This window comes from Halococcus sp. AFM35 (genome assembly GCF_051195015.1).
Taxonomy (GTDB): Archaea; Halobacteriota; Halobacteria; order Halobacteriales; family Halococcaceae; genus Halococcus.
Genome location: NZ_JBNTJU010000046.1, coordinates 1 through 12,894, shown reverse-complemented (window position 1 = coordinate 12,894; position 12,894 = coordinate 1). Strand labels below are relative to the sequence as shown.

Here is a 12,894-nt window from a genome sequence, read left to right as displayed (position 1 = left end):
TGCGACCGACGCGGACGGCGCTGTATCCACGCCCTAAAGGACGTGGCGTTAGCGCCTGTCGAACACGGAACTGTAATATCTGACAGAGGCCCTTCCCCCTCCGTGGGGTGGGGGTTGTGAAAGCATAATCACAGAACGAGACGAAGCCTTTCACCGGTCTGTACAGCTTTGGAGAAGTGATGCTTCTCTTCGAAAGTGGTCGAGTGTGCATCTCTGTCACATTCATTCTCCATGAAGCTATTAATATAATGCAGAAGGTGGATATAGCATCAACACCTACTGGACTCTATGACGATTAGTGGAAGTCGAGTAGGGCCATCGGTCGTCGAGAATCTTCAGACGATCCTTGCTGAGGCGAGCGGAGAGATCATTATAGTGGGTTTCGACGAGGATGCGACAGGGGACCTCGTCGAGATACTCGCTGAGAGCGAGGACCCACCGAACGTACGTTTGCTCGTCGATGAAGACGTGTTGAAATGGCTGCGGGATGATTTCGTGCTGGCGAGCACGGCGGCGGAGTTGCTCGAAGCGGAGAGGTTGGACATGCGCGCTGTTGCTCCTGAGCAGCTGGATGGCGAGTTGGTAGTGACAGAGGAAGCGGTCGTCTCGTTGCTCACGCCGGATGACGATCAGAGCGCGGCGCTGGTGACCGACGATAGGGAGTTCGTCACAGCGGTTCGCGAGTGCTGGAGCGGTGTCTGGGAAGAGAGCGAGGAGTTCGCTCTGCGAACACCGGCGTACTCGCGAGTACTGGAAACACTCGGCGAAGAGTTCGGTTCGGAGATGACCTCAGACTTTCGGACGGTACTGGAGTCGGTCACGGAGATGGACGAGGGCGAGCTGGATGAGGTCGAAGTGAGTCTGCTCGTCGCAGCGAAACACGAACAGCTGCTGTACGACATTTCTCGTTGGGGTGAGGACACGGGTGTCGCGAGCACGGCGACGTTCTCGCGGACAAAGACGCGACTTGAAGAGCAGGGCGTGATCGACACGGAGAAAGTGCCAATCGACGTTGGACGACCACGGTTGCGCTTACTGCTGGGTGATGAGCGCCTGCGTGAGGCGGATACTGAGGAGTTGCCGAGTGTAGTTCGGGAGTTGCTCTCGGCGGCTCCGGCCTGACAGACGCGATTGGGTGTCGAAGCTTTTCGGGAGCGAGAGAGCAGCTGCGATTCCAGAGAGACGGTCGTTTCATCGTACCAGTGTGTCATAGAACGGTTGGCATAGTTTTCAGGAGCCGGTTGAGAGGCCTGCTACCGCTGGCTCTGAATAACGACAATACTGGCTGCTTCTCAAACACCGGTTTTCGGACTGTTGCTGAGTCGTGTGAAGAGTTCTATGACACGCTATCGTACATCAAACTCCTTCCCCATTCGTCCCGGTCTCATCGGTCGTGTCGACTTGTACAAAGAAGTGTGGATATTCTACCGGTGGCGAACCGGAGCGAAAGCAGGTACGATAGGGCGAATTTCGACAGGTATCCGGTAGAACGAAGTGCCGAGAGTCAACTGACTCCACTATGCCCGACTGTCTGAATTGCAGCGCGTTCGTGACCGAGCAATACGTTCGTGTGTTCGCGCCGACCGAGATGGATACCGTGCGCGTCTGTCCGAACTGTCCCGACATGGTGCGTGATGGGAATGACGTGCGCGAGGCGAAAGCATCCCGGCAGAACGGTTAGTGAACTACCCCGCCCTGCTCCGTTCGGGCTTTGCCCTCACTCCGTTAGGGGGGGGGGGCTTCCTGCTTCTGTGTCGGCGTTTTTTTAGGACACAGGGACGCCAGACTCCACAGGCGTGGATTCAGACTAATTCGTAGAGCTGTTCGTCCCGCCGAGAGACACCTGTTCGCCACTCCGGGTCGCCGGCCCACAGCCGATCTCGACCGAGGAAGAAGCGACGGGACCGTCCTCGATGACCTCGTCACTGACGAATATTTGCTCGAATTGCTCTCTCTGCGGGTCGTTGGCTGTCGAACAGGGTAACAGGAAGGTTGGCCAGTTGACTTATGGAACTGGCCTGTGAGAGACGGTTCGGGGAGATTTCTTCCACAGCGGTGATGCCACGCAGCGGGCCAATCTGGTCCCCGATTTTCAAGGAGCGGGGAGGTGCTCCAACTAATGCTTCCAAGCTATTTGTAATAAGCTTTGTGTGGAAATAACTTGTCCTACTCAATTCTCGCTCCCACGTATTGAGGCGAAGAACGTACTTGCTGCGGCGAGGCACCACTGACAGCAGCGTCGCCGCCGCGCTGATCGGCGGGTGCGAGCATCGTCCTCGCGTTCGTCGAAGATTCGCGGGCGGTCGTGCTCGCGCTCGTGGTCGTCGTGTCGTCGGTGGTCGTCTGGTCGTCGATGAGCGTGGTCTGTTGCATGGTGGGTCCGAAACCGGCCGACTGGGTGGTTAGCGCGCGCCCTCGCGCCGCCGACAGATACCGCAAAGTCCGCGTGTAGCCGAGCGGGGTGCAACCGGGTCGTCGTATTCAACGCCGTTTGCCCCGCAAATCGCGCATTGCATCGACGTTAGGCGTCCGGGTAGGCGATGCGGCCGGTCCACCGCCGTCGGTCTGCTTCGCTCTCGCCGTTGAAGCGGAACGAACCCGTCGCGCCACAGCTCTGACACTCGTAAAATTCCTCCCAGTTGGGGTTGTTCTCGGCGGTCGCGGCTATCATCGCTATCTCGAAGCGCGTGCCGCAGGACTGACACTCGGATCTTTCGCCCGCGCCGACGGATTCATCATCGAAGTGTTCGACCACCTGACCACAATGGTCGGTCTGTGGTCGGCTGTCGTTGGTGTCGCCTGCGTCGGTGGGGACAGCCTGTTGGGTTCCACCGTCGGCGGCAACCTGCTGGTCGGTCGTGGTGCTGGCGGCACGGGTGACGGCAGGCTGATTTTCGACGGCCTGCATGTGCTTACAGCCACTCTCGGGGTTGTGATATGCCCATGCGGGACAGGTACAGTCGAAGGGGATGCCGGCCTCGACGCTTACCACATAGACGTGTTCGTCGGATTCATCGCCGTAACTGACGTTTTCGACGCGAACCCGTCCCTCGGCAGGAACCCGAAACTCGAAGCCTTCCCAGTTGGCGCGTCGTTCGGCTTTGGTTGGTTCGCTGTCGGTACGTTCTTGACCGTTGCATTCGTTCGTGCTCATGGTTGTTCTCCAGGCGAGACAACCGGCCCGCGCGTTCCAGCGCGCGGGCACTTCCTTCCAGCTCGAAAGCGCCCCGAGGGACCGGTCTGTCTCTACTCCATAGTAACAGCACCAATACCTTAAACTTTTCCCTCTGTCTTATCGGCATCTTATCGTAGTCTTTCGATTTCGCCGCTCGCGGTGGGTCTGCCGCGCTGGTTGCGGCGCTGTGTGGTGTGGAAAGGTTGGACTTGTCATAATGGCGTATGTGCGGCTCTGCTGAGACGGCAAACTGATGGCTTCTCGTCGTTCGTACGCTCGGCAAATAAAGACCGTCTGACGGGCTGATGCGACGGGTTGGCGAGCTAGTGGCCGTGGTTGGTCGCGGTCTGTCGTATCGAGTTCTCCGGGTCGTTGCTCCACGGGTAGAACGACCCTCGGCGGGTGGGTCCGTTCATGTCACCGTCATTGCCGAGTGGGTAGCTGCCGCGAAAGCGTGGATCGCTCTCGATGCCGTCCCGAACGTGTAGGCGAAACTCGTCGCCGTACTGGTCGGCAGTCGGACGTAGCTGCTCGCTCGTGCGTCCGTGGTCGACGCGCTCGGCGGTGACGAACCGGGTGAGGACAGTCTTCCCGCTGTCGCTGACTTCGCCGATTTGGGCGAGTTCGACGTTGGTCTGATTGTAACCCCAGCTCGCGGAGATAAACGCGCCTTCCCATGCGTCAGTGACGGTCTCCTCGTCGGGGTCGAACGTGGGGTCCGTGTCATCACCGTTTTCCTCGGTACTGTCGCCGTCGTCACCCTCCTCGCTGTCGTCCTTGACACGCCCGCCATCGGCGAGCGCTCGCGGGCTGGGTTCATCGCTCTCGGTCGCGGTAGGGTCATCGTCGCTCTCGCCGTCCTCGTCGGCCGTCTCGTCGCTTTCGGTGTCATCGCTCTCGAAGAGGCATTGACTGGCGGCGCGCTCGCCTGTCAGCGTTTGCTGGTCGTCGGTGGTGTCGGCGAAGAGCGCGCGCTGCTCGCCGCCATCGCCACGCGTGACGGTCTTGCGGTCGTCCACGCCGAAACTCGTCGCTTCGGGCTTGTCGATGCGGGTGTCGCGCTCGCGGTGGTCCACCGACGCGCCGAACGCTTCCAGCGAGGTCTCGACGCTTTCCTCGGATGGCTCAATACCGTCGGTGTCGCCGTCCTCGCCGACGGCAAACGAATACTGCTGGGTAACGGTCGGACTGTCGCTCATTAGGCCAGCACCTCCTCGACTTCCCCTTTCTGGCTGGGGTCGATGCCGAGCTGGCCGATGACCTCAATGGCCGACGCGCCGGGGTTGTTCGCCTCGAAGCGTTCGACGCGCTCGGCCAGCGTCTCGGCATTGGCGTCGGGTTCATCGTCGGTGTCCTCGCCGTCGGCTTCGGTGTTGGGCGCGTCGACGGGTTCGACGTGAACGCCGTCGATGGCGGGGATTTCACCGGTCACGAACGCGGCACGGTGGGCGTGTTTACACCACGCGCTGCGCTGACCGTCCGGGCACGTACAGGTGCCTTCGGGGAGGTTGACCGTGTAGGTATTGCCCGACCCGCTGAAAATCGTATATTCGCCGTCATCGGCGGCTTCGACGTGGTAGAAGCTATCGAGCGCTCGGTGGACGCGCTTGGCGACCGCTTTACTGCCGCGTCGTTCGTCGTCGGTACGTTCTTGACCGCTGGGTTCGTTCGTGCTCATGGTTGTCTGGGATGAGACAACCAGCCCGCGCGTTAGAGCGCGCGGGCACTTTCCTCGTTGGAACAGCGCCCCGAGGGGCCGGTCTGTCTCTACTCCGTAGTAACGGCCTTAGAAACTTAAAGTTTTTCTTTCGTGCTATTGATTTCTTATTGCTGTCTCTCGGTTTTGGTGCTATTCGCCTCCAGAAGACGGTGAGGCGGTCGTGGAGGTTCGTTGCGGACTTGGGCTCGTCATAATCGCGTGGTGCTCCCACCGCTGAGAACGACAATTGGCCTGCTTGTAGGCGCTCGCGTGGGGATTCGACATCGGTCATCTATTTTGACTGTTTAAATATAGTGGTTACATAGTTGTTTCCCATTTTCTTCTGACTTTGAGGTAGTGCGTTACTACTAAGCCGGTGGATTTCATAGGGTGAATATGGCGGACGAGGACCAGATAGAACGCGAGTGGAATGAACAGGGAGAGTACGCGGAGATGTATTCAACCGAGGAAGCGTACGACATACTGGCGTCGTTGCCGAAGCAGGTCGGTATCGCGTCGGACATCTCCGATGCGCTCGGCTGCTCGACGCTGACCGCGCGGAACAAACTCCAAGAGTTGCGATTCGAGCGGAAAGTCGAAAAGCGGGATACGGGCGGGCGAACCGTGTTGTGGTACATCCCCGACGAGGACGATAAGGAGAGCGCTGACGCCAACGAGACGGCGGATACTGACATGGCCCTCAAGCGGTTGTCCCGCGAGATAGACGGGCCGATTACGCTGGCTGACGGCACCGTGTACGAGAATGGTGACAAACACTCGGTCGAACAACCCGATACAAGCTAGCTGTCCATGAACAAGCGCCAGCAGGCTGCACTCACGCGGGTGGCGGACGCTCTCGACGCTTCCGAGAACGTCCGCGAGCTTGCCCGTGCGTTCGCTCATCACGCGTTCGCTGCGGTATTGCACGTGAGTCAGTCAGTCGAAGCGATAGCTGCGAGCGCGGTGTATGCTGCGTTCCGCCGCACTGACGACACTCGTACGCTGGATGAGGTGAGCGGTGTCGCCGACATGAATCGGATTGTGCTTGGCCGGTCGTACAGGCACCTCACGGACGAATCGCCGTTGACCTCGAACCTGTGAGTCCCCATGAATTCGTGTCGCGGTTCGCTGGGCCGTTGGATGTGAGTGGTGAGACGAAACCGCGAGCGCACGAGATCGTGGCTGAGAGTATCGAGGCAGGACTATTATCAGGGGTGAAGCCTCCGGGGTGGCCGCCGCTGCGTTATATCTCGTGGACCATGAGCAGGATGGCCGATTCACCCAACGCGAGGTCGCTGATGTTGGCGGCGTATCCGAAGTCACCATCCGGCATCGGTGTGCTGAACAGACGCAACTGCTGGATGCTGAGAAGGTCGGGAATATAGCTCCAGCGCGATTACGTGTAAACAGGCGCAAAGCCTCGCCGTTCGCAGCGGGGATACGCGCCGTAAGCTTTCCCGTAGTAGTGTGCAACCGCCAACTACCCGGCAGTAGCCGAACTGGGGTTCGACCGGAGCGGTTAAGCGTCCGGTCACCCATAGTATGCATGGATGCCAAAGAGTACCCGTCATGCGGTCTACGAACTCTATTACCACGTAGTGTTCGTGCCGAAGTACCGGCAGTCGGCACTGACGGGGAAGGCAGAACCCCTCGAAAGCATCTTCAACGAGATTTGCGAAAGCAAAGGCATCGAACTGGTCGAAGCCAAAATCATGGACGACCACGTTCACCTGTTCGTCGGCAGTCCACCGAAGAATGCGCCGTCGCTTCTGGTCAACTGGCTCAAGGGCATTTCAGCCCGGTGGTACAATGACCGGCACGACGACCGTATCAAGTGGACTCGTTCGTACTACGTTGGGTCCGCCGGAAGTGTCTCAAAAGAAGCGATTGATCAGTACATTCAGGAGCAGTACGAATGAAGCGCGTCAACGTCTTCCGCGTCGTTCCCCGTTCAGAATCGGACGCGGAGTGCCTTCGGCGGCTGTTGGACGCTTCGGCGTCCTTGTGGAACGAAACCAACTACGGGCGACGGCAGTATCTCACCGACCCGGACATCGACGCGCCCATCTGGGAAGCCGACGACCACTACGGTGCGTACAAAGATGTCGTTGGCAGTGCGACCGCTCAACAGGTCGTGCGGAAGAACGACCAAGCGTGGCGCTCGTTCTTCAAGCTCAAGGAGAGCGGGGAAGTGAACGGGCTTCCCGGCTACTGGGGCAACGAGGACGAAGGCCGAACGTTACGAACGTACATCCGCAACGACCAGTACACGCTTCGGTGGGCGACGGGCAACCGCGAACAGTCCATCCTCGATGTCCCGGTCGGCAAGCAACTGAAAGAGGAATACGACATCGGCTACCGCGAACGTCTCCGTCTCGACGTTCATGGCGACCCGAAGTGGGACGGCGAAGCCGGGCAACTCGAACTGTACTACGACGAGATGAGCGACCAATTCAGAGCAATTCAACCAGTCGCCGTCGAAGATTCTCGACTGGATTCACCACTGGCGGACGAAACCGCCGCTCTGGATGTGGGCGCAAACAACCTCGTTGCGTGCAGTACGACCACCGGAACGCAACTGCTGTACGAGGGGCGCGACCTGTTCGACCGCTTCCGCGAGACAACGCGAGAAATCGCCCGATTGCAGGCGAAGCTCCGCGAAGGCCGGTATTCGAGCGACAGGATACGGCGGTTGTACCGGCGTCGGACGCGGCGGCGCGACCACGCACAGGACGCCCTCGCCCGCGACCTGATGGAGCACCTTCATGCCGAAGGCGTTGCGACGATGTACGTCGGCGCTCTCAAGGGCGTTCTCGACAAACACTGGTCGGTCGAAGTGAACGCGAAAACGCACAACTTCTGGGCGTTCCGAGCGTTCATCGACCGTCTCGCGCACACCGCTGCCGAGTTCGGTATCACGGTCGAAGTGAAACCGGAAGCGAACACCACGCGGGAGTGCCCCGACTGTGGCGAACGGGAGGATACCGTTCGGTCGGGCGACTTGTTCTGGTGCCCGTGCGGCTACGAGGGACACGCCGATTTGGACGCTTCGGCAAAGTTCCTCGCACAACAGACGAACGGCGAAGTTGGGTCGATGGCACGGCCCGCACGCCTCAAGTGGGACGACCACCGATGGTCAGAGCTACCACACTCTCGTCCCAACGAGGTTCGTGCGTACCAGCAAAAGACTTCCGTAGGTTCGACGGCGTAGGCCGTCCGAACCCCCTACCGGAGGAATCCTCGCCCTTCAGGGCGGGGAGGATGTCAAAGGTCGCGGGCTTGGACCGTTTTGCGGTCGTTGTCATCTGCGCGCTGGGCGGCGTCTGCGAGCAGGTCGCTGACTTCGCTATCGAGCGCGTCGTAGAAATCACTGGAAACGTTCATCTCGCTCAGTTCGTCCTTCACGGCCGCTTTGACAATGGTATCTGCCACAGACGCGCTCTCGCGGCCAATCTGTTGAAGGTGTTGATATTCGCCGCTCTCGTTGGCTCTCCTGTGAGAATACAGTTGACATTCGGTGTTCGGTTGTGGTTACGGTAGTAACTTTTAACTGGTTTGTCCGCGCAGACCGGAGTAGATAGTATGTCCGGGCAAACTGGACACTCCGGCTTGGAGCGCACCGGTTCTGAAACCGACCGTAGTACCGATGTTGACACACCCGCCGTTGCCTCACCGCCGACTATCGCGGCGATCAATCAGAAGGGTGGAGTGGGCAAAACAACAGTCGCTATCAACCTCGCGGGAGCACTGAACGAACGCGGGCATGACGTACTGTTCGTTGACCTCGACCCGCAAGGCAACGCGACTGAAGGACTCGGGCTGGCTGACACCTTCGAAGCACAACCACCGTCGCTGTACGATGCGCTCACTGACGCTCAGCAGCGCCACGTGACGCCTAAACTCATCCACCCCCACCCGGATGGGGAGATGGACGTGCTGCCGGCGAACATCGACATGGCGACGATTGAGGCCGACCTGACGGTGACGCGGCGGGCGGGCGAACAGTTGTCACTCGCACTCGCGGAGGTACATCAGCTGACCGATGAGCAACGCGCCGAACGAATGCGGACAGGGACGCGTGCACCATACGATTTCGTCATCGTGGACTGTCCGCCGAACCTCGGACACATGACCGACAACGCGCTGTTCGCCGCGCGGAACATCATCATCCCGGCGCTCGCTGAAGGCACCAGCCAGCGCGCCATCGAGTTGATGAACGATTACCTCGCGCAGATCGAACACGAGTACGACATCACGATCCACGAGCGTGCACTCGTCGCTAATCGCGTCGAAGCGACGGCTGTAGCAGATGAGATGCTGGAGTATTTCGAGGCGGCGTCGACGAAAGCGTTCGGCGACGTTCCTGTGTTCGAAGTGCGAAAGCGGGTCGCGCTCCAGCGGGCGTCCGATGCTGGTGTTTCGCTGTTCGCTTACGACCCGGAAAATCGGGATCCGAACCGAGATATGTGCGCGGTCTTCGATGATCTCGCGGCGGCTCTTGAAACGAGCTTCGACGAAGATGGTGCGGACACACAGCCGGAAACGAGACCGGCACCTGAACCTGAAGGTGATGCACAATGAGTAACGAAGATGATGCGGATGACACCCAGAGTCGGGCGGAGCGGCTTACCGACCGACGCTCACGCTCACGAGAGCGCACCCGTTCCGCGTCTACTGAGAGCGATACTAGCGCCGAGAACGATGACGACCAAAGCGGACAGTCCGGACAAACCGGAACAACTGGAGAAACCAGCCAAAGCGGACAGTCCGAACAAACCAGCCAATCCGGTCAAGAAAGCGATTCCGATGACGACGAGACTCTGTGGTCACAAGCCGGCGATGAGAACGTGAAACGCGAGAACACTGCGCTCTATATGTATCTCGACCCGCGACTGCACGACGCTGTTATTGATGTCTTTGAGGATGTGCGGTACCACTACCGGAAAGCCTACGATGTCGAATTGCAGAAAAACCGCCACGTCTACCCCCTCATTCTCGAACACGGCATAGAGCCAGTCCGCGAGATGTCTGAATCACCGTCTGAGGTGCGCGACGCGCTTGATGCGAACCCGTACACACCTGTCCCAGCCGAGGTGACTGCTGATGCGTGAGACGGCCAACACACGCCGAGAGCGCCACTTGCGACACCGCGGGCGTCCGCGAACGTTCCCCCGTGTCGGATGGGGACCTCGCGGCCTACGCTGTCGGCCCGGCGAACAGTACCATGTCGCCTGAACGTCGGGAACGACATCCGAGAGCGGCCGAACAGCGCTCGGAGAGCAGCGGTGAGCTACTCTTCCCGGCAGTCGGGTTCATTATTGGAACTGTGGTTGGATGGCTCGCATACGTCTTCGCCGCGCTCGTGGTGCTGAATTACCTCGTGCGACTGGACGCCATTATTACGATTGCCGGCCTCTCTCCCTCGACAACGTTCTGGGTAGCAGTTGGCGTGCTCGTCGTGATTGCGTTCGTTCTGTTTGGGTGGCCGGGAACTGTTCTTGGCGGCTGGGTGTTGATGGCTGGTGTCGTCGCTGCGATTGCGACGTATGGAGTCGGCTGGACGCAAACGATAGTCATTGTAGAGGGTCTGACGCTCGTTTTCGTCGGCATTGCGGCTTTCGTGAAAATGGTCTCGACATTGCCTACATGGGCCGTCTTCTATCTCGATTTCGACAGGCGAAGACGACGGTAGAGATCTCTACTACCCGCCTCGCTCATCAATGAAGAGCAACAGAACACGTGCGTATTCTTCATGTGTCCTCTTATGCTCGCGTTCGGTCATGGATGCGATCACGCTCCGGCCAGAGCCGGAACCATCGAAGCGTTGGACGACGAGTACGAGGAACGTGAGTTTCGCAATCGCACGCTCTACCTTCGGCATCTCGCCAGAGAGCCCGACGCGATTTTCGACGAAGAGGGTGCGACAATCGACGCTGCCGAACGGTTGACGGACCATGACGAACAGTTGGCGGATCATGACGTGACTTGAAGACCTCGATGAGCGGGTGGAAGACCTCGGAGAGCAGGCCCGGCCGTTCTCGTGGTCATCGCGGAGTTCGTGATTCGGTACTGGCTTTCCTATGCGGATTCTCGGGACAGTCCATAGTTTCACGCGAGTTCTTCCCAATAGCTGAGATATACAGCGTCCGAGATACAGGGCGCGTATGCAGCACTACCGACTCAACTGTCACACGTGCCTGATGAACAAGATAGAATCTCAGAGTTCCTTCTCAATAACATACCCCCACTTATCGTAGTCCTGCTCCTCGTAGTAGTTGTGAGTATCCTCCTTGGCGAGGGGCGAGGCAAGCGAGATGTACTCACAACCTCGTTCTTGAGCCCACTCTTCGGTAAAGCGAATGAGTGCAGTTCCGTGTCCTTCTCGTCTTCGGGGTTCGTCGACCACGAGATCGTAGAGCCATGCGTGTCGAGAGTGGTGTAACATCCCCGCAATGAGAACTCCAGCGACGGCAACGATCTCGCCGTCGTCATATCGGCCGAATAGATGATAGTCCTCGTTGCCGGTCCAATTCAAGACCTCTTCTGGGTCAATATCGATCCAGAGCTGGCGGAGAATCGGAACCGCCGCCCGACGCTCGGTCTCCATTTCTAATTCGCGTATCTCCATACGAACACCTGAATAACGGCATACGATTGGCTGACAACTAAGTCCTGCCGGGGAGGCACTGAAGCATGGACGTTCTTCGACTACTTGACGAACTCCGTGTCCTGGCTCAGGCTGGCCTGTTCTGGGCGGAGCGCAACGACCATCCGTACGATAAAGAGCGCTATGAGCGCATTCTTGAACTCGTCGCTCAACAGTACGACGAGACGTTGAAGGTGTCCTCAGAAGAGGTCCACGAGCGCCTCACCCGTAATCTCGGGTATGTCACCCCGAACATCGGCGTCAAGGCAGCAATCTTCGACGAGGAAGGACGGATATTGCTGATGGAGCGCCCTGACGAACCTGTGAAAGGGACATGGGATATCCCCGGTGGCGCGGTCGAACCGTTTGAGGGACCAGCTGAAACTGCGGTGCGCGAGACACGCGAGGAAACCGGCCTTGATGTCGAGACTGTTGAAGTGGTTGACGCCTACCCCATGGAATCCAATGCACTCAATCCACACGGCCACGTCCTTCTGCTGTACCTCTGTAAGAAGATTGGCGGGACATTGCAATTGTCAAGAGAGGGGATGGATCTCCGCTACTGGGGTATCGAAGACGTTCCCGAATGGACGCTCGAATTCCAACAGCCAGCGCTTGATGCACGTCAGCTATGGGCCAAAGAGAAATAGATACAACATCGGTTCATTTTCCTGTTTCTCTCATCGGGGCAACCAACACCTATGGATTCGTGAGGACAATCGTACGGCATGGCAGATTCACTTACCGTTCTCGGCTACTCAGATCTTGAGGGAATCTACGACGACCCCGAGCGCGTCGCCCGGCTTGCCAGTTTCCTTACCGAGCAGCGCGACGGCGCGACGCTCACCGTCGGTGCGGGTGATAATACGGCACTCGGGGTTGCGGCGACCGTCTCACATAACAAAAACGGCGTTGACTTGCCGACCCCCACTGGACGTGCGCTTGCGGCCCCGTTCTTTCAGGCTGTCGCCCCTGATGCCGAGACATTTGGTAATCATGAATTCGATCACGGCCCCGACAATATGCGCGAGTCCGTTCACGGCCTCCGAGCAAACTGGACCTGCGCGAACCTCTACGACGACAACGGACTATTCGGGGTGGAATCAGGCGTCCAACCAATGCGTGTCGTCGATACTGCTGTAGGTCGCGTCGGTATTTTCGGCGTGACGACCCCACAACTTCCGGAGATCACGCCGAGTGCGGCTGATCTCCGTGTAGACGACCCGGTCAAGGCCGCTTGCGCGGCCGCCACTGACCTGCGCGAGCGTGCTGACTACGTGGTAGGACTCTCGCACTGTCGCTAGTTGTCCACTTTGGCTCAACAGCCCAATAGCTGATACGTTGTAGGAATGAAGCGGATGAATCAGTGACCTG

The 12,894-nt window shown here is 59.0% G+C and carries 18 protein-coding genes; 12 read left to right on the top strand and 6 right to left on the bottom strand.

Annotated elements, in window-relative coordinates; genetic code table 11:
* Window positions 1–288 precede the first annotated feature (288 nt).
* Both tbsP and ACQUQO_RS17015 read left to right on the top strand, forming a co-directional pair.
* On the top strand, window positions 289–1,122 hold the full coding sequence (gene tbsP / locus ACQUQO_RS17020) for a transcriptional regulator TbsP (RefSeq protein WP_435079660.1): 834 nt from the start codon (window positions 289–291) through the stop codon (window positions 1,120–1,122).
* Window positions 1,123–1,519: 397 nt separating this feature from the next.
* Window positions 1,520–1,681, top strand: a complete 162-nt coding sequence (locus tag ACQUQO_RS17015; RefSeq protein ID WP_435079658.1) for a DUF7563 family protein — start codon at window positions 1,520–1,522, stop codon at window positions 1,679–1,681.
* Between the two features lie 485 nt (window positions 1,682–2,166).
* Here the strand turns inward: ACQUQO_RS17015 and ACQUQO_RS17010 are convergent, their stop codons facing one another.
* The 4 genes from ACQUQO_RS17010 to ACQUQO_RS16995 all read right to left on the bottom strand — a co-directional run bounded on the left by ACQUQO_RS17010 (window position 2,167) and on the right by ACQUQO_RS16995 (window position 4,853).
* A complete protein-coding gene (locus tag ACQUQO_RS17010; protein WP_435079656.1) occupies window positions 2,167–2,373 on the bottom strand; it encodes a hypothetical protein in 207 nt (68 codons plus the stop codon).
* Window positions 2,374–2,521: 148 nt separating this feature from the next.
* Window positions 2,522–3,154 (bottom strand): hypothetical protein, encoded by a 633-nt coding sequence (locus ACQUQO_RS17005; RefSeq protein ID WP_435079654.1) that lies wholly within the window; start codon window positions 3,152–3,154, stop codon window positions 2,522–2,524.
* 344 nt (window positions 3,155–3,498) lie between these two features.
* Window positions 3,499–4,374, bottom strand: a complete 876-nt coding sequence (locus ACQUQO_RS17000; RefSeq protein ID WP_435079652.1) for a hypothetical protein — start codon at window positions 4,372–4,374, stop codon at window positions 3,499–3,501.
* Window positions 4,374–4,853: an SWIM zinc finger family protein gene (locus ACQUQO_RS16995; protein WP_435079650.1), complete on the bottom strand. Its 480-nt coding sequence runs from the start codon at window positions 4,851–4,853 to the stop codon at window positions 4,374–4,376. Before ACQUQO_RS16995 ends, ACQUQO_RS17000 begins: the two co-directional genes overlap by 1 nt.
* Before the next feature lie 417 nt (window positions 4,854–5,270).
* Here ACQUQO_RS16995 and ACQUQO_RS16990 point away from each other — a divergent pair, with 417 nt between their 5' ends.
* The 4 genes from ACQUQO_RS16990 (at window position 5,271) to ACQUQO_RS16975 (ending at window position 8,085) form a co-directional block, all read left to right on the top strand.
* Window positions 5,271–5,678, top strand: coding sequence for a hypothetical protein (locus tag ACQUQO_RS16990; RefSeq protein ID WP_435079649.1), 408 nt, complete (start codon window positions 5,271–5,273; stop codon window positions 5,676–5,678).
* 6 nt (window positions 5,679–5,684) lie between these two features.
* Window positions 5,685–5,975 (top strand): hypothetical protein, encoded by a 291-nt coding sequence (locus ACQUQO_RS16985; RefSeq protein WP_435079647.1) that lies wholly within the window; start codon window positions 5,685–5,687, stop codon window positions 5,973–5,975.
* A gap of 449 nt (window positions 5,976–6,424) precedes the next feature.
* Window positions 6,425–6,793 (top strand): IS200/IS605 family transposase, encoded by a 369-nt coding sequence (tnpA, locus tag ACQUQO_RS16980; protein ID WP_435079645.1) that lies wholly within the window; start codon window positions 6,425–6,427, stop codon window positions 6,791–6,793.
* Window positions 6,790–8,085 carry an RNA-guided endonuclease InsQ/TnpB family protein gene (locus ACQUQO_RS16975; RefSeq protein ID WP_435079643.1) on the top strand — a complete coding sequence of 432 codons (1,296 nt, stop codon included), beginning with the start codon at window positions 6,790–6,792 and terminating at the stop codon, window positions 8,083–8,085. The genes tnpA and ACQUQO_RS16975 overlap by 4 nt, the downstream gene beginning before the upstream one ends.
* Window positions 8,086–8,138: 53 nt before the next feature.
* Here the strand turns inward: ACQUQO_RS16975 and ACQUQO_RS16970 are convergent, their stop codons facing one another.
* Window positions 8,139–8,306, bottom strand: a complete 168-nt coding sequence (locus tag ACQUQO_RS16970) for a DUF1931 domain-containing protein (protein ID WP_435079641.1) — start codon at window positions 8,304–8,306, stop codon at window positions 8,139–8,141.
* 150 nt (window positions 8,307–8,456) lie between these two features.
* On the opposite strand from ACQUQO_RS16970, the gene ACQUQO_RS16965 reads away from it, so the two are divergent.
* The 4 genes from ACQUQO_RS16965 to ACQUQO_RS16950 all read left to right on the top strand — a co-directional run bounded on the left by ACQUQO_RS16965 (window position 8,457) and on the right by ACQUQO_RS16950 (window position 10,863).
* A complete protein-coding gene (locus ACQUQO_RS16965; RefSeq protein WP_435079639.1) occupies window positions 8,457–9,455 on the top strand; it encodes a ParA family protein in 999 nt (332 codons plus the stop codon).
* Window positions 9,456–9,721: 266 nt separating this feature from the next.
* On the top strand, window positions 9,722–9,985 hold the full coding sequence (locus tag ACQUQO_RS16960; RefSeq protein WP_435079637.1) for a hypothetical protein: 264 nt from the start codon (window positions 9,722–9,724) through the stop codon (window positions 9,983–9,985).
* Complete coding sequence (locus ACQUQO_RS16955) at window positions 9,982–10,566, top strand: hypothetical protein (RefSeq protein ID WP_435079636.1); 585 nt, start codon at window positions 9,982–9,984, stop codon at window positions 10,564–10,566. The genes ACQUQO_RS16960 and ACQUQO_RS16955 overlap by 4 nt, the downstream gene beginning before the upstream one ends.
* A 132-nt stretch (window positions 10,567–10,698) precedes the next feature.
* Window positions 10,699–10,863, top strand: a complete 165-nt coding sequence (locus ACQUQO_RS16950; protein ID WP_435079634.1) for a hypothetical protein — start codon at window positions 10,699–10,701, stop codon at window positions 10,861–10,863.
* A gap of 228 nt (window positions 10,864–11,091) precedes the next feature.
* Here ACQUQO_RS16950 and ACQUQO_RS16945 read toward each other — a convergent pair whose 3' ends face one another.
* Complete coding sequence (locus tag ACQUQO_RS16945; protein WP_435079633.1) at window positions 11,092–11,481, bottom strand: GNAT family N-acetyltransferase; 390 nt, start codon at window positions 11,479–11,481, stop codon at window positions 11,092–11,094.
* 86 nt (window positions 11,482–11,567) lie between these two features.
* On the opposite strand from ACQUQO_RS16945, the gene ACQUQO_RS16940 reads away from it, so the two are divergent.
* Window positions 11,568–12,170 carry an NUDIX hydrolase N-terminal domain-containing protein gene (locus tag ACQUQO_RS16940; protein ID WP_435079631.1) on the top strand — a complete coding sequence of 201 codons (603 nt, stop codon included), beginning with the start codon at window positions 11,568–11,570 and terminating at the stop codon, window positions 12,168–12,170.
* 78 nt (window positions 12,171–12,248) lie between these two features.
* Window positions 12,249–12,824 carry a hypothetical protein gene (locus ACQUQO_RS16935; RefSeq protein ID WP_435079629.1) on the top strand — a complete coding sequence of 192 codons (576 nt, stop codon included), beginning with the start codon at window positions 12,249–12,251 and terminating at the stop codon, window positions 12,822–12,824.
* The last annotated feature ends 70 nt before the right edge of the window (window positions 12,825–12,894 follow it).